Annotated in this window: 20 protein-coding genes; 5 read left to right on the top strand and 15 right to left on the bottom strand. The window is 67.2% G+C overall.

Features of this window, described 5'->3' with window-relative positions:
* Both ACQHIV_RS28135 and ACQHIV_RS28140 read right to left on the bottom strand, forming a co-directional pair.
* Window positions 1–651 (bottom strand): response regulator, encoded by a 651-nt coding sequence (locus ACQHIV_RS28135; protein WP_427886654.1) that lies wholly within the window; start codon window positions 649–651, stop codon window positions 1–3.
* Window positions 648–1,424, bottom strand: coding sequence for a sensor histidine kinase (locus ACQHIV_RS28140; protein ID WP_427886656.1), 777 nt, complete (start codon window positions 1,422–1,424; stop codon window positions 648–650). The genes ACQHIV_RS28135 and ACQHIV_RS28140 overlap by 4 nt, the downstream gene beginning before the upstream one ends.
* 142 nt (window positions 1,425–1,566) lie before the next feature.
* Here ACQHIV_RS28140 and ACQHIV_RS28145 point away from each other — a divergent pair, with 142 nt between their 5' ends.
* From ACQHIV_RS28145 to ACQHIV_RS28155, 3 genes are read left to right on the top strand one after another with little or no spacing between them, the layout of a single operon-like run.
* Entirely contained in the window at window positions 1,567–2,262 is a 696-nt protein-coding gene (locus ACQHIV_RS28145) for an ABC transporter ATP-binding protein (RefSeq protein WP_427886658.1), read from the top strand.
* 44 nt (window positions 2,263–2,306) lie between these two features.
* On the top strand, window positions 2,307–4,589 hold the full coding sequence (locus ACQHIV_RS28150) for an FtsX-like permease family protein (RefSeq protein WP_427886659.1): 2,283 nt from the start codon (window positions 2,307–2,309) through the stop codon (window positions 4,587–4,589).
* 45 nt (window positions 4,590–4,634) lie between these two features.
* Window positions 4,635–5,375 (top strand): class I SAM-dependent methyltransferase, encoded by a 741-nt coding sequence (locus ACQHIV_RS28155; protein ID WP_427886661.1) that lies wholly within the window; start codon window positions 4,635–4,637, stop codon window positions 5,373–5,375.
* On the opposite strand, the gene ACQHIV_RS28160 is transcribed toward ACQHIV_RS28155, so the two are convergent.
* The 11 genes from ACQHIV_RS28160 to ACQHIV_RS28210 form a co-directional block, all read right to left on the bottom strand.
* On the bottom strand, window positions 5,370–6,197 hold the full coding sequence (locus tag ACQHIV_RS28160; protein WP_427896580.1) for a nitroreductase/quinone reductase family protein: 828 nt from the start codon (window positions 6,195–6,197) through the stop codon (window positions 5,370–5,372). The two genes, ACQHIV_RS28155 and ACQHIV_RS28160, sit on opposite strands and share 6 nt — an antisense overlap.
* Before the next feature lie 414 nt (window positions 6,198–6,611).
* Entirely contained in the window at window positions 6,612–7,172 is a 561-nt protein-coding gene (locus ACQHIV_RS28165; protein ID WP_427886663.1) for a hypothetical protein, read from the bottom strand.
* The gene (locus tag ACQHIV_RS28170) at window positions 7,172–8,074 is read right to left on the bottom strand and encodes a carbohydrate ABC transporter permease (protein ID WP_427886665.1); all 903 of its coding nucleotides are present in this window, start codon (window positions 8,072–8,074) and stop codon (window positions 7,172–7,174) included. The genes ACQHIV_RS28165 and ACQHIV_RS28170 overlap by 1 nt, the downstream gene beginning before the upstream one ends.
* Window positions 8,067–9,005 (bottom strand): carbohydrate ABC transporter permease, encoded by a 939-nt coding sequence (locus tag ACQHIV_RS28175; protein WP_427886666.1) that lies wholly within the window; start codon window positions 9,003–9,005, stop codon window positions 8,067–8,069. Before ACQHIV_RS28175 ends, ACQHIV_RS28170 begins: the two co-directional genes overlap by 8 nt.
* Window positions 9,002–10,276 carry an extracellular solute-binding protein gene (locus ACQHIV_RS28180; RefSeq protein WP_427886668.1) on the bottom strand — a complete coding sequence of 425 codons (1,275 nt, stop codon included), beginning with the start codon at window positions 10,274–10,276 and terminating at the stop codon, window positions 9,002–9,004. Before ACQHIV_RS28180 ends, ACQHIV_RS28175 begins: the two co-directional genes overlap by 4 nt.
* A 129-nt stretch (window positions 10,277–10,405) precedes the next feature.
* The gene (locus tag ACQHIV_RS28185) at window positions 10,406–10,813 is read right to left on the bottom strand and encodes a hypothetical protein (RefSeq protein WP_427886669.1); all 408 of its coding nucleotides are present in this window, start codon (window positions 10,811–10,813) and stop codon (window positions 10,406–10,408) included.
* A gap of 48 nt (window positions 10,814–10,861) precedes the next feature.
* Complete coding sequence (locus ACQHIV_RS28190; protein WP_427886671.1) at window positions 10,862–11,590, bottom strand: hypothetical protein; 729 nt, start codon at window positions 11,588–11,590, stop codon at window positions 10,862–10,864.
* A gap of 100 nt (window positions 11,591–11,690) precedes the next feature.
* Window positions 11,691–11,987 (bottom strand): hypothetical protein, encoded by a 297-nt coding sequence (locus tag ACQHIV_RS28195; protein ID WP_427886673.1) that lies wholly within the window; start codon window positions 11,985–11,987, stop codon window positions 11,691–11,693.
* 20 nt (window positions 11,988–12,007) lie between these two features.
* Entirely contained in the window at window positions 12,008–13,210 is a 1,203-nt protein-coding gene (locus ACQHIV_RS28200) for a hypothetical protein (protein WP_427886674.1), read from the bottom strand.
* Window positions 13,207–13,623 carry a hypothetical protein gene (locus ACQHIV_RS28205; RefSeq protein ID WP_427886675.1) on the bottom strand — a complete coding sequence of 139 codons (417 nt, stop codon included), beginning with the start codon at window positions 13,621–13,623 and terminating at the stop codon, window positions 13,207–13,209. The genes ACQHIV_RS28200 and ACQHIV_RS28205 overlap by 4 nt, the downstream gene beginning before the upstream one ends.
* A 36-nt stretch (window positions 13,624–13,659) precedes the next feature.
* Entirely contained in the window at window positions 13,660–14,727 is a 1,068-nt protein-coding gene (locus tag ACQHIV_RS28210) for a substrate-binding domain-containing protein (protein WP_427886676.1), read from the bottom strand.
* 76 nt (window positions 14,728–14,803) lie between these two features.
* Between ACQHIV_RS28210 and ACQHIV_RS28215 the strand changes: the two genes are divergently transcribed.
* Together ACQHIV_RS28215 and ACQHIV_RS28220 are read left to right on the top strand one after the other, a co-directional pair.
* On the top strand, window positions 14,804–15,421 hold the full coding sequence (locus tag ACQHIV_RS28215) for a DUF624 domain-containing protein (protein ID WP_427886678.1): 618 nt from the start codon (window positions 14,804–14,806) through the stop codon (window positions 15,419–15,421).
* A gap of 60 nt (window positions 15,422–15,481) precedes the next feature.
* Entirely contained in the window at window positions 15,482–16,963 is a 1,482-nt protein-coding gene (locus ACQHIV_RS28220) for a DHA2 family efflux MFS transporter permease subunit (RefSeq protein WP_427886680.1), read from the top strand.
* Between the two features lie 280 nt (window positions 16,964–17,243).
* Here ACQHIV_RS28220 and ACQHIV_RS28225 read toward each other — a convergent pair whose 3' ends face one another.
* Complete coding sequence (locus ACQHIV_RS28225) at window positions 17,244–17,675, bottom strand: hypothetical protein (RefSeq protein ID WP_427886682.1); 432 nt, start codon at window positions 17,673–17,675, stop codon at window positions 17,244–17,246.
* A complete protein-coding gene (locus ACQHIV_RS28230; protein ID WP_427886683.1) occupies window positions 17,672–18,070 on the bottom strand; it encodes a hypothetical protein in 399 nt (132 codons plus the stop codon). Before ACQHIV_RS28230 ends, ACQHIV_RS28225 begins: the two co-directional genes overlap by 4 nt.
* Window positions 18,071–18,167 lie beyond the last annotated feature (97 nt).

Raw genomic sequence — 18,167 nt, forward strand, 5'->3', positions numbered from 1 at the left:
CTACCTCCCCTCGCCGGGGGTGATCAGGCCGGTTTCGTAGGCGAGGACGACTGCTTGGGAGCGGTCGCGCAGGTTGAGTTTGGCGAAGATGCGGGCCGCGTGGGTTTTGACGGTGGCCTCGCTCAGGGTCAGCGCGGTGGCGATCTCGGCGTTGGAGAGGCCTTGGCCCATGAGGGTGAGGACTTCCAGTTCGCGCGGGGTGAGGGTGGAGAGGTCGCGGTGCAGGGCCGGTTGTGGGGTGGCGAAGCGTTCGACGAGGCGGCGGGTGATGGACGGGGCCAGGAGCGCGTCGCCGGTGGTCACCAGGTGTACGGCGGCGGCCAGGTGTTCGGGAGTCACGTCCTTCAGCAGGAACCCGCTGGCGCCGGCGGCCAGGGCGGCGTACACGTACCGGTCCAGGTCGAACGTGGTGAGGATCAGCACGCGGCACGACGTCGGCGTGGCGAGGATCTGCCGGGTCGCCTCGAGTCCGTCCATCGTCGGCATCCGGATGTCCATCAGTACGACGTCCGGGTTCAACCGTCGTACGGCGGCCACTGCCTCGGCTCCGTCCGCGGCCTCCCCGACGACCTCGATGCCGCGGGCGGTGAGGATCATCCGGAAGCCCGTACGAACCAGGGCCTGGTCGTCTGCGATCAGGACCCGCGTCACGGGCGCTCCAGCGGCAGCTTGGCGCGAACGCGGTAGCCGCCACCAAGACGGCGCCTGGCGTCGAACTGGCCGCCGTACACGGCTACTCGTTGCTTGAGCCCCAGCAGCCCGCGCCCGTCTCCTTCTGGAACTGGGGGCCGACCACCGGTCAGCACACTGGGGCCTGTGTTGAGTACTTCGACCCGGAGGGCGTGAGACGCGTACCGGACCGTCACCTCGGCCTTCACGCCGTCCCCGTGGCGCAACGCGTTCGTCAGCGCCTCCTGGATGACCCGGTACGCCGTGACGTCCAGGCCGGTCGGCAGCGGACAAGGGTCGCCAGAGATCCGTACGTCGACAGCCAGCCCAGCGAAGGCCATACGGTCGATCAGCTCGGTGAGCCGGGTCAGACTCGGCTGCGGCGACAGGGTGTCGTCGTCGCCCTTGGGAGCGAGTACACCGAGCAGATGGCGTAGCTCAGCCATCGTGTCGCGGCCTGCAGCCTCTACTGCGAGCAGGGCCGCTTCTGCGTCCTCTGGGGCCGTGGCCAGTACCTGCCGGGCCGCACCGGTCTGGATGACCATCACGCTGACGTTATGGCTCACGATGTCGTGCAAGTCGTGCGCTATGCGAGCCCGTTCCGCGTCGACCGCGCTCTGAGCGGCTGTTTCGCGTTCGCGCTCAAGCAACCAGCCACGCTCCTCCAGCGCGCGCGTGTGGGCCCGTCGCGCCCGTACGTAGGCGAACGCGAGCAAGACGGCAGCCACGGCCGGCAACGCGACTAGCAACCACATCACGTGACCTACTGTCCCAAAGGCGTTCCCGATCCCGCATCATCCGGCAGGAGCACGCCGTACATCTCCAGGATGACAGCCCGCGGACATTAGCCCGGCAGGGTGACGTCAGGACGTGCCGGGCAGCCCTAGCGTGAGCAGCATGACGGAGGACAACGCGGTCGTACGGCTCACTGGAGTACGCAAGGAGTACGGCGAATCGGTCGCACTCGACGGGGTGTCGCTGGAGATCCACGCCGGCGAGGCGGTCGCTGTGATGGGACCGTCCGGTAGCGGCAAGTCGACGCTGCTCAGCATGGTCGCCGGGCTCGACCGGCCGACCTCAGGCTCGGTCGTCGTCCACGGGGACGACCTGGGCACGCTGGACGAGAAGGGGCTCGCCCTGTTCCGCCGGCGGCGGATCGGCATGATCTTCCAGTTCTTCAACCTCCTGGACGACCTGTCGGCCCTGGACAACGTCGCGCTGGCCGCACAGCTCACGGGTACGGCGGCTGCGCCCGCGCGGAAGCGTGCGCTCGAGCTGTTCGAAGAACTCGGCATCGCGAGCCGCCGCAACACGTACCCGGCACAGCTGAGCGGTGGTGAACGGCAGCGTGTGGCCGTCGCCCGAGCGCTCATGAACCGGCCGGCCATCCTCCTTGCGGACGAGCCGACAGGAGCACTCGACACTCGCGCGGGTGAGCAGGTGATGGACCTGCTGCTGGACCTCAACCAGATCGGTCAGACGCTCCTCCTGGTCACCCATGACCAGCAGTTGGCGACACGGTGCGCCAGCCGGGTCGTTGAATTCGTCGACGGGCAGATCGCGGCAGAGCGCAGCCTGGAGCGTACGTCGTGAGCGCGGTCTGGCCGGTTACCCGTGCAGCGGTAAGGCGGCGGCGTGTGCAGACCGTGGTGATCAGTGTCGTCGTACTGCTCTCCACAACGATGATCGTGGTCGCGCTTGGCCTGCTGGCTGCGTCTAGCGGTCCGTTCGACCAGGCGTACGCGCGGCAGAGCGGTGCGCACCTGGTGGCGTCGTACGACCGGAGCAAGGTCAGCGACGGCGACCTCACAGCCAAAGCGTCAGGGGCCGAGGCGTTTGCCGGGCCGTTCGCGATGACGACGCTCGACCTCGGCTCGAGCCCTAAAGGCGATTCGAATTCTCTGGTAACGGTAGGGCGCGCGGACCCGAACGGACCGGTCGACCGGCTGAACGTATGGAAGGGACGCTGGCCGGACAAGGCGGGCGAGATCGTGCTCAACCGGAACCCCACCGACACCGGTGGGCGTGGAGAGGCGACGCTGGGATCGACCGTCCCCGCACCCGGCGGCGCGCGGCTGACCGTTGTCGGGTTCGCGTACAGCGTCAGCCAGTCGGCCGACGCGTGGGTCACCCCGCAGCAAATGGCGTCTTTCAAGCCGACGTCGACACAGATGCTGTACCGGTTCGTGCAGGCCGCCACGAACGCGCAGGTGTCCGCCGGTCAGCACGCGGTCACGGCAGGTCTCCCGGCCGGCGCACTGGTGGGCACCCAGTCGTACCTTGGGCTGCGGGCGCTCGCCACTGGTGAGCCAAACACGTTCGTACCGTTCTTGATGGTGTTCGGCTGGCTAGGGCTCGCTGTTGCGGTACTGATCGTGGCCAACGTGGTCAGTGGTGCCGTAGTCGCCGGCTTCAAGCACATCGGCGTACTGAAGGCGCTGGGCTTCACGCCGACACAGGTGATGGCGGTCTACCTGGCGATGATCTCGATCCCCGCGATCGCCGGCTGCGCGATCGGCACCGTACTTGGCAACGTACTCGCGGAGTCCTTGCTGACAAAGGCGTTCGAGAACTACGGGGCGAACGGTGTCACCGTACCGATCTGGGTAGATGCCGCCACGCTGCTGGGTGTACCTACATTGGTTGCCCTGTCTGCTCTCCTGCCGTCGTTGCGGGCACGGAGCCTGTCAGCGTCGGAAGCGATCAGCGCGGGCAGCGCACCGCGGGCCGGGCGAGGCCTGCGCGCGCAGCGTTGGCTCAGCGGTACCCGGTTGCCGCGTTCAGTGAGCCTGGGGCTCGGCCTTCCGTTCGCACGGCCCGCACGTACGGCGCTGACGCTGGCCGCCGTCGTACTGGGCGTCACGAGCGTGACTCTCGCGGTAGGGCTGGGCAAGTCGCTGACCACGTACCAGACCGCCGCCAGCCGGGCCGGTGCCGTCGACCTGTCGATGTTCGCGCCGGCCGCGCTCGGGGGGCCTCCTCCTCCGGGTGCCAGCGCCCCACCAGTGGCCAAGCTGACCGATGCCGCCGACGAGGCGCTGCTGCGGTCGATTCCCGGGGCGGTGTCGGTGACACCGAGCACGGAGCTCGGGATGCGGCTGGCCGGAACACAGACGGACCTCCGGGTGTCGTTCTACCGCGGGGACGTCGAGCAGGTCGGCTTCCGGCTCCTCGACGGTCACTGGTTCGACGGCGCCGGACAGGTGGTCGTGTCCGAGCGTTTCCTGCGCCAGCGGGCTCTTGCCGTCGGCGACACGCTCACGCTGCAGTTCGAGGGCAAGAACGTCCCGGTGCGGATCGTCGGCAAGGCCCTTTACAACTCGGGGGACGAGGTGCTGTCGAACTGGGACACGCTCAAACTGATCGCTCCCACGCTGCGGGCCAATCTGTACGAGATCAACGTCAAGCCCGGTACGAACCTGGACGCTTTCGTGACGGCCGTACAGGCAAAGGATTCGGGTCTGGTCGAGGCCGGCGGACAGGAATCGGGCACCTTCGTGACGATCGTCGTCGCGACCGTCGTCCTGCTGACGATCATGCTGGGCACCGTCGCGGCGCTCGGGGTGTTCAACACTGTCGTACTGAACACCCGTGAGCGGCGCCGTGACCTGGGGATGCTCAAGTCGATCGGTATGACGCCGGCGCAGGTCACCGCGATGGTCGTCGTGTCGATGACCGCACTGGGCGCCGTCGGGAGCCTGCTGGGCATTCCGCTGGGGATCGTCGCGCACCGCCTCGTCGTACCCGCGATGGCCAACGGCGCCCAGGTCGAGCTGCCCGCCTTCATGCTCCACGTCTACCCCTTCGGCCTCCTGGCTCTCCTGGTCCTGGCCGGTGTTGCGATCGCCGCCGCCGGCGCGTACTTCCCCGCGCGGACAGCCGCCCGTACGACGATCGCGCAAGTTCTCCACAACGAGTGAAATTGCGGTTGCCCCGGGTAGGTCCCATCAGGCTGACTTGTAGTCATGGGAAATCGGGCGATCTGGGAGCAGGCTTCCACCAAGCATGTCCGGGAGTACGACGAGTTGCTGGAGGCGGCTCGTGGTGACGGGCTGCTGGAGGAGCGGGAGCACGAGCTGCTGGCGCCCGTGCTGGCGACCGGTCCGTTCGTCGTGCACCTGCAGAGTGGGCACGGGCTCGACGACGTCGGCCTGGTGAAGGCCGGCGCCCGACGAGTGCTCGGCGTGGACTACAGCTCGGTCGCAGCCGGGGCAGCGCAGCGGCGCGCGCGGGACGTGGCGGTCGATTGCCGGTACGTCGTGGCGGAACTGCCCGGCGTACCGGTCAAGGACGCCGCCGTGGACCTCGTGTACACCGGTAAGGGCGCGCTGATCTGGATGCGGGACATCGACGTGTGGGCGCGCGACGTGGCGCGAGTGCTACGGCCGGGTGGGCACCTGTTCGTGTACGAGGGCCACCCGGCCGTAGTGCTGTGGACGTGGGACGAGGACGAGGCACGGATCCGCCCGGACCGGAGCTACTTCGCCAAGACCAACATCAACGACACATTCCCGGGCAACGGCGCGCAGGAGTGGCAGTGGACCCTCGGACAGGTCGTCACAGCGATCAGCACGGCCGGCCTGCACCTGCAGGTCCTCGAGGAGTACGCCGAACCGTTCTGGCGACCGCAGGACGGCACCAGCGCCGCCGCCTGGTCCGGCCGACTCCCCAACACCTACGCGCTGCTGGCCCGGAAACCGTTATAGATAAGGAAGGAGCGCCTCCTCCTCGCGGTCCAGGTGGGCGTTGAGCTGGGCGATCAGCTCGTCCACCTGCTCCAGCGTGACGGCTTGTTCCAGCTCGCCCAGTAGTACTGCGATCTGGTCGTGTTCCTTCTGCAGTACGCCGATCACGTCCGTCAGCTCCGGGTACTGCTCCACCAGGCTGGGGAACAGCATCGTCGACTCGCCGGTGTGGTGGAAGTGCAGGCCCTTGCAGACGGTCAGGCAGTTGATGCGGAGCTGTGCGCCCAGCCCGGCGGCACCGGACGTGGCGATCTCGTGGCGGATCAGGTCCAGCTCCCGGCGGAACGCGGCGTGGATGTTCTTCAGTGCGTCGGCGAGCGAGCCGCGCCCGCCCGGCGGTCCGCCCGGGACGAGCGCGACGACCGGGATCGTGCGGGTCACACGGGCCTGGTAGTCGCCCCACCCGGCGTCGGCCTCGACCAGTCGGGCGAAGACCTCGTCGCGCTCGGCACCCCGCAGTACGACGGCCGTTGCCGGGTAGCTGAACAGGCCGGTGTCCACGCTGACCTGCGGATTCGCCCGCAGGTTGTGGTACCAGGACGGGTGTTTCGGGCTGCCGCCGGCCGAGCCGACGACCAGCACCCGGTCGCCGTCCGGGTAGTAGCCGAGGATCGCGGTCCGCGGCGCGCCGGTCCGGGCGCCCGTGGTTGTCAGGAGCAACAACCGGGCATTCTCGAACGGGCCGCCGACGCGGCCGGAGTTCGCCTTGAACTCGGCGATGAGTTGTGCGGTGAAATCGTTCAGGATTCGCTTCTTTCTCTGGTGTCGTGAAGGGGAACGCAGACATCAGAGAAGGCGGGCGGGGCCCGCGCGCCGCTCAGAACGCAGCCGGGGACCCAACTCGGTAATGGCTCGAAGCCGACCCGGCAGTCACGTCGCAGATACTACCCGAGTCCGGGCCGGAGACAACGGCCATGTGTCCCAACCTCGAACCGGTCGTGCGGTACGTCGTCCACAGCCACGTGCGCTGATTGCGTACCGACCGTCGTCGATCGCGTGCGAAACGTCGTACCGCGGGAAATGCGGGAGAGAATTCTCAGAAATGCTGTAACGAGTCGCACAAGACGCCGATAAGACGAGTGAGCGACCCAGCGGGGGGCCGAGGGGAAGCTCCGGTGTTTCTTCGGGATCACCGCATTGAGGGGGGCCTCGCAGGTGCTCACCCGGGGCGGGGTGAGCACCTGTTCGAGGATCCGCCTACCGCTGCAGAGCGTCGTACACGTCGCGCACGAAATACGTGTCCGCCAACGCATCGTGGATCGCGTACGCCGACTGGTCGACCCCGACCGCGGCAGCCATCTCCCCGACCTCGGCGGTCGGCGCGGCCTTGGTCCGCCCCAGCAACTGGCTGATCACGCACACGAGCCGGAAGTCCCACGGCACATCGGGCGCGGACCCCACCAGGCCGTGCAGGTGCATCAGGTGGAGTACGTCGGTCGCGTCCATCCATGGTGCGGCGCCGACCCACAGGGGCTCGTCGGCGGTGAGGTGTGCCATCAACTGGGCCGCCTCCCGGCCGCTGCAGACGTCCTCGGCGGAGCCGTTCAGGGACGGGTGGCGGTGGAAACGGCTGATCTCCAACGCGCGTTCTGTCGACGTCGACAGGTCGAGTTCGTCCACGTGGATGAAGCGGTTGTACGGCGTCTCGCGGCCGTCGTCCTCGCGGCGGATCACCGCTAGTTGCCAGATCTGGCGGCCGTCCGGGAGCCAGGGCTCCCGGACGCTCGTGGTCTCCAGGTCGACGAAGACGATCGGCATCAGCCCTTGATCCCCACGTTCGCCATACCTTCGACGAAGCGTTTCTGGGCGAACACGAACAGCACGATCATCGGCAGCGTCGCGAGTGCCGTACCCGCCATCAGGTACGGCCATTGGATCTCGGCCGGGTTCTGGGAGAAGATCGCCAGCCCCAGCTGCAGCGGGCGCATCTCGTCCGACGTGGTGATCATCAGCGGCCAGAGGAACCCGTTCCAGGCGGCCTCGATCTGGAACACCGCGATCGTGATCAGCGCCGGCTTGATCAGCGGCGTCATGATCCGCCAGAAGATCCCGAACTCGCCGAGCCCGTCCACCCGCGCCGCCTGCGCCAGCTGGTCCGGCAGCGACACGTAGAACTGCCGCGCCAGGAACGTGAACAGCGGCGCCGCGCCGAGCGGGATGATCAGGCCCCACCACGAGTTCAGCCAGCCGATGCCGCCCTGGCCGAGGATGTTGTTGCCGCCGAACAGCGGGATCGACTTCACGATCAGGAACAGCGGTACCAGGATGATCTGGAACGGCACCATCAGCAGCACGATGAAGTAGTTCAGCAACGCCTTCCCGCCGCGCACCGGGAGCTTCGCCAGCGCGTACCCGGCCGTCGTACAGACCGCCAGCGTGAACGCGGTCTCGCCGACCGCGATGAACAGGCTGTTCCGGAAGTACCGCAGGAACGGCGCGGTCTGCATCGCGTCGACGAAGTTCCGCCAGCGCAGCTCCTGCGGCAGCCAGCTGAACTTCGCGATCTCCCCGTTGCTCTTGAACGCGGTCAGCACCATCCACACGAACGGCACGATCATCAGCAGCGCGCCGACGGTGAGTACGACGTACAGCAGGATCCGGCCTGCCCGGACCGCCGGCGGCTTCGCGGCACCGATGGCCGGCAACGAAACGCTAGTCATTGGTATCCGCCTTCTGGAGCAGGCGTCCGGCCGCGATGAAGATCGCGATCACGATCATCATGATCACGGTCTCGGCGGACGCGTAGCCGAGTTTCAGGTTCTGGAACGCGTTCTGGTAGATGTCCATCACCAGCACCCGGGTGGACGAACCCGGGCCGCCCTGCGTCATCACGTACACCAGGTCGAACACCTGGAAGGTGCCGACGATCGACGTGATCAGGACGAAGAACTGGACCGGCCCGATCGCCGGCCAGGTGACGTTGGCGAACCGTTGCCAGCGGCCCGCACCGTCCAGCTGGGCGGACTCGATCAGGTCCCGGGACACGCCCTGCAGCGCGGCCAGGTAGATGATGATCTTGGTCCCGAGGCCCTGCCAGATCCCGACCACCATCAGCGACGGCAATGCGGTCCCCGGGTTGGCCAGCCACTGGTTCGGAGCGAACCCGAACAGGCTGAGGAACCCGTTCGCCAGGCCGGATCCCGGGCTGTAGATCCACAGCCAGATCGTGGCCACCGCGACCGTGGCGGTGACCGTCGGGATGTAGAACGCGGTCCGGAAGAAGCCGAGACCGCGCATCTTCTGGTTGAGGCCGATCGCGACCGCGAGCGAGACCGCCATCGAGATCGGGATCACCACGATCGCGTACAGCACGGTGTGCCACAGCGACGCCCCGAAATTGGGGTCCCGGAACAGGTCAGCGTAGTTGCGGAAGCCGACCCAGTCGAAGGAGTCGCCGAAGCTGTAGTCGGTCAGGCTGAGGACCAGGACGGAGATCACCGGCAGGACGATGAAGATGCCGGAGTGCAGCAGCGCCGGCGCGAGCAGTGCCCAGCCGGCCCGGACCTGGTTGCGGATCAGCGCACGGCTGTCCTTCGACTGTGCCGTCCTGCCGGCCGTCGTGAGCGCGGGGCGTTCGAGAGTTGTGCTCATCTGGACTGTCCTGCCAGGTTGTGCAGCACCTTGGCGGGATCCTTCTCGCCAAGGACCGCCTGGGTGAGCTGGATGTCGAAGTTGCCGCGCATCTCGAGCCAGTTGCCCGGTACTTCGTTCTCGTTGACCGCATACACCAGGCCGTCGGCGACGAACTGGCTCAGCGGGTTCGACTTCGCCTGTGGTGAGTTGCTGGCGTCCTTGTAGGCCGGGACCTTCTTGTTCAACTTGGCGATCATGTCGAGGCTCGACGGTGTCGTCAGCGACTGGATGAACGCCCACGCCGCGTCCTTGTGCCGGCTGCGGGAACCGATCGACGCCAGGTCGCCGCCGACGTACTCGATCTCCTTGCCGCTGTCGAAGCGGAAGAACTTCAGGTCGTCGCAGTTCTTCTGGCCGATCCCGTCCGCGGAGCAGTCGACGCCGCCGTTCACGATCCCCATCGCGGCCTCACCAGTGAGCACGAGGGGTTGCTGCGCCGCGTTCGTCTGGCCGTACGGCTGCACGTTGTTGATCATCGACTTGATCCAGAGCAGCGTGTCGAGGCCGGCCTTGTTGTCGAAGTTCGGCTCGCCCTTGACGTACAGCGGCGTACCGGTCGAGGCCAGGAAGGTGGTGAACGACTGCCGGAAGCCGCTCGCGGACGCGAGGTCGAACCCGCTGCGGGTGATGTTGCCGTTCTTGTCCCGCTTGGTCAGCTTCTCCGCGTCGGCCTTGATCTCCTCGAGCGACGTCGGCGGCTTGTTCGGGTCCAGGCCCGCCTCGATGAACGCGCTCTTGCGGAGCGCGACCGCCCGGGCGTCGGCGACCAGCGGGTACGCGTAGAGCTTGCCGTCGTACGTGACCGCGGGGATCAGCGCCGGCGTGCTCTTCTCCTTGATGAAGTCGGGCGTCACGCCGTACTTGCCGAGATCCTCGAAGATCCGCTTCGACGCGAACGGCTGCACCCAGCCGACCCCGGTCACCATCACGTCGTACGGGATACCGGCCGCGATCGAGGTCGACATCTTCTCGTTCAGGTTCTTGTACGTCGCGAAGTCCGGCTCGACCTTCATCTTCGGATAGGTCTTGTGGAAGTCGTCGACAACCTTCTGGAACGCCTCCCGCCCCTTCGTACTGGGCGGGAACGACGGAATCAGCACCCGCAACGTCCCGGTCGCCTCCGCCGGCGGCACCCCGTCCGTGCTCTTGTCGATCACCCCGTTGCCACAACTACTGACCACCACACCGAGCGCAGCGACCAGCAGAGTAAGTCCCACACCACGTCTCACAGGGCAACTCCTTCGCGGCCTGTCCTTCCAAGTGCAGCGAAGGTATGGGTAAGGGCTTTCCCAGTCAATACCTCACCGCTCGAACGATCACATTCGATCAAAACCGGAACCAGACCGATCAGAGTTCCATCACCGCAGCGGCTCCAGCGCCTGAATGAGAAGCACCAGGGACTCGTTGAGCTCGAGAATCCCGGCTTTGTCAGCCGGATCGGCGGTGGCGGCCAGGCGGCTGATCTCTGCCATCCCCGCGCCAGCGCGGGCAATCCGTTCGTGGGCGGTACCACCGTCGGCATTCGCAATCGCGTGCACGCGTTCGGCCTCGATCTCAACCGCCGACGCAGCGGGCGGCCAGCCCACAGCGAGCACTCCGGCCAACGCCTCGACCGCGCTGTTCGCGTCTCGACGATCAACTACGTCGCCGAGTTGGGCCGCGAGCCGTCGTAACTGGTTGATCTCAGCCGCCAGCGCCGCATCGCTCAGACCAGGCGCATCGTCGAGCACCCGGTTGTACTCGACCTCGAACTCGGCGTACTCCACCTGCTTCTCCCCAGATTCTGATGCGTTTGCCGACTGTGGGATACCTCGTCAGTCCCGGTCCGATCGGAGCGACAAGATCAGCATGTAGAGGGGCTCGTTGAGATCCAGGATCGAGGCCTCCTCGCTGGGGTTCGCCTCGGCGATTTCGCCGATGACCGCCATACCGGCTTCGGCACGAGCAATCCGTTCCGCCGGCGTACCTTCACCGCGACCGGCCCGGCTGTGGACGCGAATAGCCTCCATCATCGCCGACGAGGTCGGCGGACCGTCCAGCTCCTCGTCGAGGATGTCCTCGATCGAAGCAATCTGGTTCTGGGCGGTGCGGCGGTCGGTCGGATCTTCGATGTCGGCCGCGAGCTCCTTGAGCCGGGCGATGGCTGCGGGGAGCCAATCGGGCAGCGTCTGGGAATCCAGAACGTCGAACACTCGCTGGTACTCCGCTCTGAACGCTTGGTATCCCACTCCTCGCCTGCTGCTAGGACCTTGCGGAGCGTCCGCGTCACTACCCCCGTCTGCCATTGCCGCCGCGTGGGCCCGCTCTGCCCGGGCCATTGCGGGCGAGACACCCGGCTGTTCGTCGTACGCGAGAATGTCGTCCAGCATCGCGATGTCGTTCTCGGCATCCCGTCGCTCACGTGGGTCTGCCAAAGACACCACCAGGCCCCGCAGGCGTTGGATCTCCGCGGCAAGCGCAGGCCCGCTGATCTCGGAGGCCGATCTCAGAACACGCTGATAATCCGCATTGAACTCGTCGGCGCCGAAGTTCTGGTGGTTCATGTCCCCCATCCGCGCCGCGACTCGCTGATTCCGTCCTACAAGTTACCGGGTCGGGCACCTTCCGCGGTGTCGCCGGGGGTTGAGCGTTGGAGGTTCGTTTTCACGTGTGACCCGATTGCAGCGAGAGGACACGCATGTAGAGAGACTCGTTCAGATCCAGCATCGCGGACTTGTCACCGGGGTTTGCCTCGGCCAGCTCACCGATGGCCGTCATGCCGGCTTGCCCTCGACATCCGCGATGTCGAACTCCGCGGTGCGGCGGGGTCCTCGATCGTCGCCGCCAGCGAGCAAGTTCCTTCAACCGCGCCACGGCGCCGGGCAGCCAGTCAGGCAAGGTCTTGGCATCCAGAACGTCGAACACCGGGTCGTACGCCGTCCTGAACTCGTCGTACTGCATTCGCTGCCTCTCGGCTCCTATCAGCGTTGCGTTTCAGGGCCTTGGCGCTGGACGCCTGGGGTGGTTGAGCTAGTCCCTCGGGCACCTTGCCGATCAGGACTAAGGCGGCTGGCGGAGGCCAACGGCGGCCCGGACAGCCCGGCGCGAGCCGCCGCCGCAATATCCGGCGGAAGCGCAGCCGGACTCCCCGCGCCTTGCGTCCCTTGCCCACGACCTGGCTGCGGCGCTTGTCCCGTCCCGGGCTGCGAGCCCTGACCACGCCCCTGACCGGCACCGGGCTGAGTGCCTGGGCCCTGCTGCGACAGACGGCCCTGGCCCAGGTCCGCCTGACGCCCCTGACCGCGCTGGGCAGTCTGCTGCTGCTCAGCACCAACCCCACGCTGCACCTGCTGCCCTGGCGCCGGCATCTGCCATTGCTTCTTCAGTTGGGTCATCACCTTCGACCCTTGAGCGGCGGCATCCACACCGATCTTGCGCCGTGCATCGGCCCCAGTTCCCTCGGGGAGCTTCGTCACCCGGCCGAATTCCGAGCTCATTGCCGTCGCGATCTTTCCGATGGCTGCCTGTCGCTGGTCTTCCGGGAGGATCCCGGGCAAGCGGCTGTTGTCGTACATCGCCGCCGCGGCCACTTGGAACTTCTGATCAGCAGGTACCACGGCCAGTGACTTGATGACCTCTTCGCGCTGCATACCGGACTTCTGCCCTACCGTCTCGGCGAAGGCCTCGACCGCAGGTGTGAAGTTCTTGTAGACCTGCCCACTCTTGACGTCCTTGATCCCCGGCGCGACCTGATCGACTCCCAGTTCGTCGATGTAGTCGTTCAGTGCCTGGTGAGAGTAGAGCTCGGTCACGCCCTCCTCGAGCGGGCGTACGCCCGGACTTGTTGTGAAGGCTGCCTGCGACTGCGCATGGTCCCGGCCCTCGGACGACAACATGTGCACGTTCTCGTGCAGCACCACCCGCATCGCGTCGCGGTATCCGACCAGCTCGGAACGGTCCTGATTGTGTACCCGGCTGTTGCGGAACATCTCTTGAAGGCGCTCGTCCACATGCCGCGGGTTGTAGGAGATCGAGTTGTCCCAGTTCGCCGTACCGCCCAGGTCCGATCCGGGGGCGATCGGTGCTCCGAGGCGTCCGTTCCAGGACGAGTGGTGAGCGCCCGAGACCTGCACGGCGGCGTTCGCCTGCTCGCGCATCAGCTCCCGGAACGTCGTGACTTTCATCGCGCTTCGTTACGCAAGGCGCCGATCAGCATCATCAGTGTGTGCTCGAGGGAGCCGATCGCCCGCCGCTCGTCCGGATCGCCGGCTTGCGCGATCCGCTCGAGTTCTCGCATGCCCGCCTCTGCGCGGGCCAGGCGTTCGGCTGCGGTGCCGTCGTTGCGGTCGGCTTCGGCGTACACGGCACGTGCCTGCCTGACGATCTCCGACGGTGGCTCGTCATCAGGGCCTTGAGCGAGAACGTATTCGGTTCCCGAGACCTCCAGGAGGGCGTCCTCTCGGTCGTCCTCGTCATCGATCTGGGAGGCCAGCGCGCGGAGCCGGGTGATGTCCGCAGGCTGGATCTGGTCGCTGCGGCCGCTCATGATCAGCTCGGACAGCCGCTTGTATTCGACCTCGAACTCCGCGTACTCCATCTTGGCTCTCCCCGGTTCTGGTGCAGTCCTCTGAATTTACCGGGGAAGAGGTTGTTCTGCTGTGCCGCAGGAGGTTCGGGTGTTGAGGGTGGGGAGGAGGCTTAGGTGTTGGGTGGGGGTTCGGGGGGACTGGAGTTTGCGGAGGAGGAGGTCGCAGGCGGTTTCGCCCAGGGAGCGGCGGGGTGGGCAGACGGCTGTGAGGGGGACTACCGCCAGGGAGGCGGTGACGTCGTTGTAGGCGATGACGGCGAGGTCCTCGGGGACGCGGAGGCCTAGGTCCATGGCGCGTTCTACCAGGCTGGCGCCGTGTTCGTCGGAGTGGACGAGGACGGCGCGGCTGCCGAAGGACTCGCATTCGGCGAGGAAGGCGTCGAGTTGGGCGACCGCGCCGGGGTCCTCGCCGTGGGCGGGGAGGTCGACCGGGGAGAGGAAGACCTCGACGCCGAGGGCCTTCGCGGCGGCCTCGATGCCGAGGCGGAGCCAGTACGCCGTGACCGTGGACTGCAGGTTGATCGCGATCCGCCGGTGGCCGAGGGCCACGAAGCGCCGTAGCGCCAGCATCGCGCCGTACGCGTGGTCGGTCCGGACGTGGTCGTACTCGCGGCCCACGTCCGGGAAGCCGAACGCCCGCTCCATCAGCACCACCGGTACGTCGATGTCGTCGAGCCGGGAGTCCATCCGGTCCGCGTCGCCGTCGCCGAGCGCGGTACTGATCAGCAGGCCGGCCACCCCGATGCCGAGCACCTTGTCCAGCCGTTCACGCTCGGCGGTCACGTCGTACCCGGACACGCCGAGCACCAGCCGGGCGCCGTACCGGTCGGCGATCGCCTCCGCGCCGCGGATCACATCCGAGTAGTACGACTTCGCGCTCGGCACCACGATGCCGATCGTGAGCCGGTTCCCGGGGCTCGCCTGGTCGGCGGCGGAGGTCCCGATCGCGCCGCCGTGCACGCGGCGGAGCAGGCCGGCGGAGTCCAGTTCGGCCAGGTCCCGGCGTACTGTGATCGCGGAGACGCCGAGCTCGTCGACCAGATCGGCGACCCGGAGCCGCCCGTGCCGCCGCAGGCTGCGCAGGATCAGCTCGTGGCGCTCCTGTGCAAGCATGCAGCCCCCTGATCTGTCAGTGATTGTTCGTGATCATACGATCAGGTCCCGCCCGGACGGAACGAGGAGACGATCGGTGCAGAAGGCCAACCGGACGAGTGCCGTGCTGAGCAAGCTGGCGGTGGTCGGCGACCTGCTCATGCTGCAGCTGACGTTCCTGGTGCTCAGCGTCGGCATCCTCACCCTGTTCCCGGCGGCGTTCGCGATGCAGCGGGTGCTGCCGGACGCGATCAGCCAGGAGCGGCCCAGGCTGCTCCGGCGGTTCTTCGCTGAGTTCCGGGTGATGATGAAGCAGCACTGGCTGCCCGGGTTCGGCCTGTGGACCGGTGGCCTGATGCTCGCGTTCGGCATCTCCTTCTGGGCGTACGCCGCGGGGCCGGTGCGGATCGTCGCGCTCGCGATCCTGATCCCGCTCACCGGCATGATCCTGGGGCTCTACCTGAGCGGCCTGGCGATCCTCCCGGAAGCACCTGCCACGGCCACCATGAAGACGCTGTTCAAGTCGGCCAGCCTGTTCCTGCTGCGCCGCCCGCTTCCGGTGGCCGGCAGTGTCGTCATCCTGCTCACCTGGTTCGCCCTGGCGTCGCAGGTGCCGACCTTGCTCGTAGTCGGGAGCGGCCTGGTCCCGGCGCTCACGGCGTACTGGCTGTCTCGACCGCGGCGGCAAAAAACTTCTGAAGACGTGTCAATCTGAGCTGTCCCGGTTCGACGTAGAGGTGTAAGGCCACTACGACGAACTGCAAGGAGAACCGGAATGTACGCGACGACCGAGACCCTGGCGACGACGCCGGCCGCGCAGGGCGGCCGCTCGCGCTGGTTGGCGCTCTACACACTCTGCGCGGGCATGTTGATGATCGTCCTCGACGTGACCGTAGTGAACGTGGCCCTGCCCGCCATCCAGGACGACCTGGGCTTCACGAGCTCCTCGCTCGCGTGGGTGGTGAACGCGTACCTGATCGCGTTCGGCGGGCTCCTGCTGCTGGCTGGTCGCCTGGGCGACCTTCTTGGCCGGCGGAACGTCTTTACGGCCGGGCTGGTCGTTTTCACCGCAGCCTCGGTGCTGTGCGGCCTGGCACGCTCGCAAGAGGTGCTGGTTATCGCACGCTTCGTCCAGGGCGTCGGCGGTGCGCTGACTTCGGCGGTGATCCTGGGCATGATCGTGACGCTGTTCCCCGAGCCGCGGGAGCAGGCGAAGGCGATCGGCATGTATGCGTTCGTGGCGTCCGCCGGTGGGTCCATTGGTCTGCTGGCTGGCGGCGTACTGACGCAAGCGATCAGCTGGCACTGGATCTTCTTCGTGAACCTGCCCATCGGCGTACTGACGACCGCCCTGGCGGTAAAGCTGATCGAGAAGGACAAGGGCCTCGGGCTGGGACGCGGTACCGACGTACCGGGGGCTGTACTGATCACCGGTGCGCTGATGGTGGGTGTGTTCACGATCGTGAAGCCCGCGGCCGAGCTGGGCTGGACCGCACCGCGCACACTGGTCCTGGCTGCGGTCACGCTGGTGCTGCTGGCGCTGTTCATCGTCCGTGAGGCGACTGCGGCGAACCCGCTGGTCCCGCTGCGTATCTTCCGCTCCCGCACGCTGACCGGCGCCAACCTGGTCCAGGCGCTGTCCAGCTCCGGGATGTTCGGCATCTTCTTCCTGGGGTCGCTCTACCTGCAGCGTGTCCTCGGGTACGACGCCCTGGAGATCGGCCTGGCCTTCCTGCCGACCACCGTGGTGATGGGGCTCCTGTCGGTGAAGTACTCCGAGAAGCTGGTCATGCGGTTCGGCCCGCGCCGCCCGCTGATCGCCGGGCTGTCGCTGATCGTCGTCGGGCTCGCCCTGTTCACGCAGGCGCCGGTCGGTGGCAACTACTTCGTCCACGTACTGCCTGTGCTGGTACTTCTCGGCCTGGGCGGCGGCATCTGCTTCCCGGCGCTGATGGGCCTGTCGATGTCGGACGTGAAGCCGGAGGACGCCGGCCTGGCCAGCGGTCTGATCGGCACGATGGGCGAGGTCGGCGCAGCCCTCGGCCTGGCGATCCTGGCCACGCTGTCCGCCACCCGCACCGCCGCCAGCACCAAGTCCCCGCTGGACGCCCTGACCGACGGCTACCACTTCTCCTTCGGCGTAGCCGCCGCCATCGTGGCCGCCTCGGTCGCCATCGCGGTAACCGTCATGCGCCCCACCAAGCAGGCAGCCGCAACGGAAGACCCCGAACCCGAACTCCTCTGCGAAGCCGCCTGACCCTCCACCCCACCGAACTCCCCGTGACCACTCACGGGGAGTTCGCCGTACCGGCCGAGTACCACGTCCACCAGGCAAGCCCGCGACGGCGGGCGCCGCTGACGGACAAGGGCGCCGTACGCCAAACGTCTGTCACGTTGCGCGAGCCAGCGCTCCGTGTCGCGGCGCGCGAGCACGGCGGAGGGATCCAAGGCTCGGTAGACGACCTGGAGCGGCATGGCGTAGCGGGTGCCGGTCCGCGGCACCTGTCTGCCGTCCGAGGTCGCGAACTCGACTGTAGTCAAGAGGACGAAGGGTGTTTGAGGCTGGACGCGACGGCTCTGACGACCACGAGACTGACGAGGACGACCACCATCACCACACTGAACTTCCAGTCCTCGGTGAACCCTGAGACGGCCAGGAAGCCTGCGGCGCTCACGAACAGCGCGGTTGCCGGCCACCACAGGAGTGGGTGGTTCTTCGACCACAACTGAGCACGTCCGTCCCACAGGCCGCGTGGTGCGATTGCCAGCATACTTGCCCACAGGAGCACTGAGGCAGCAGAAAGCCCGTCGTGCCAGGTCTTCGCGCCGGTCAGCTCGTACAGGCTGACCAGGGCAACGGCCAGCGCGAGGAGGCGCCTCGTGCGCCCAGGTCGCTGGGAGGCTCGCCGGGCGATGGCGTCGTCGAAGGACAGGAAGCCCTCGGCTAGTCGTCGTACGGCGGGCTTCACGGCTGGGCGGCCTGGGTGGAGCGGCGGCGCTTGTGTCCGAGGGCGGCGGCGGCTGCTGTTAGGGCGAGGGTTGCTGGGATCGCGATGTACAGGCTGGTCAGGCGGCTGAGGGACTGGGAGAGCACGACGAACAACCAGCCGATGCCGAGGATGCACCACAACGCGGTGCGGAGGAACGGGCGGCGGTTCAGCGCCTCGACGGCGGTGCGCTGTCGGTTCGGGGCGATGCCGGCCGGGAGAAACTGCACCGTGATCATGACGGCGATCAGAATCTCGTCGAGCTGCCGGGCGAAGATCGCGTTCAGGACCGCGGCGCACGGCACGATGATCAAGAATCCGCGCCTGAGGACCGGCGGTGGATCGCCGCTCTCGACGTACCTGCTGAACTGGCCCATGTGTTCCTCCCCAGCGGGATGATCGCATGGGGTTGTCCACAGGGGGAATGGGACGGGTTTCGGGGTGGGGGGTGGGATGGGGAAGGATATGGGGCCT

The sequence above is a fragment of the Kribbella polygonati genome (assembly GCF_050320105.1).
Classification (GTDB): Bacteria; Actinomycetota; Actinomycetes; order Propionibacteriales; family Kribbellaceae; genus Kribbella.

Coding starts and splice junctions, on each gene's coding strand:
- ACQHIV_RS28140 (WP_427886656.1), bottom strand. CDS start 1,424: ATGTGGTTGCTAGTCGCGTTGCCGGCCGTGGCTGCCGTCTTGCTCGCG.
- ACQHIV_RS28145 (WP_427886658.1), top strand. CDS start 1,567: ATGACGGAGGACAACGCGGTCGTACGGCTCACTGGAGTACGCAAGGAG.
- ACQHIV_RS28155 (WP_427886661.1), top strand. CDS start 4,635: ATGGGAAATCGGGCGATCTGGGAGCAGGCTTCCACCAAGCATGTCCGG.
- ACQHIV_RS28165 (WP_427886663.1), bottom strand. CDS start 7,172: ATGCCGATCGTCTTCGTCGACCTGGAGACCACGAGCGTCCGGGAGCCC.
- ACQHIV_RS28170 (WP_427886665.1), bottom strand. CDS start 8,074: ATGACTAGCGTTTCGTTGCCGGCCATCGGTGCCGCGAAGCCGCCGGCG.
- ACQHIV_RS28175 (WP_427886666.1), bottom strand. CDS start 9,005: ATGAGCACAACTCTCGAACGCCCCGCGCTCACGACGGCCGGCAGGACG.
- ACQHIV_RS28190 (WP_427886671.1), bottom strand. CDS start 11,590: ATGAACCACCAGAACTTCGGCGCCGACGAGTTCAATGCGGATTATCAG.
- ACQHIV_RS28195 (WP_427886673.1), bottom strand. CDS start 11,987: ATGCAGTACGACGAGTTCAGGACGGCGTACGACCCGGTGTTCGACGTT.
- ACQHIV_RS28200 (WP_427886674.1), bottom strand. CDS start 13,210: ATGAAAGTCACGACGTTCCGGGAGCTGATGCGCGAGCAGGCGAACGCC.
- ACQHIV_RS28205 (WP_427886675.1), bottom strand. CDS start 13,623: ATGGAGTACGCGGAGTTCGAGGTCGAATACAAGCGGCTGTCCGAGCTG.
- ACQHIV_RS28210 (WP_427886676.1), bottom strand. CDS start 14,727: ATGCTTGCACAGGAGCGCCACGAGCTGATCCTGCGCAGCCTGCGGCGG.
- ACQHIV_RS28220 (WP_427886680.1), top strand. CDS start 15,482: ATGTACGCGACGACCGAGACCCTGGCGACGACGCCGGCCGCGCAGGGC.
- ACQHIV_RS28230 (WP_427886683.1), bottom strand. CDS start 18,070: ATGGGCCAGTTCAGCAGGTACGTCGAGAGCGGCGATCCACCGCCGGTC.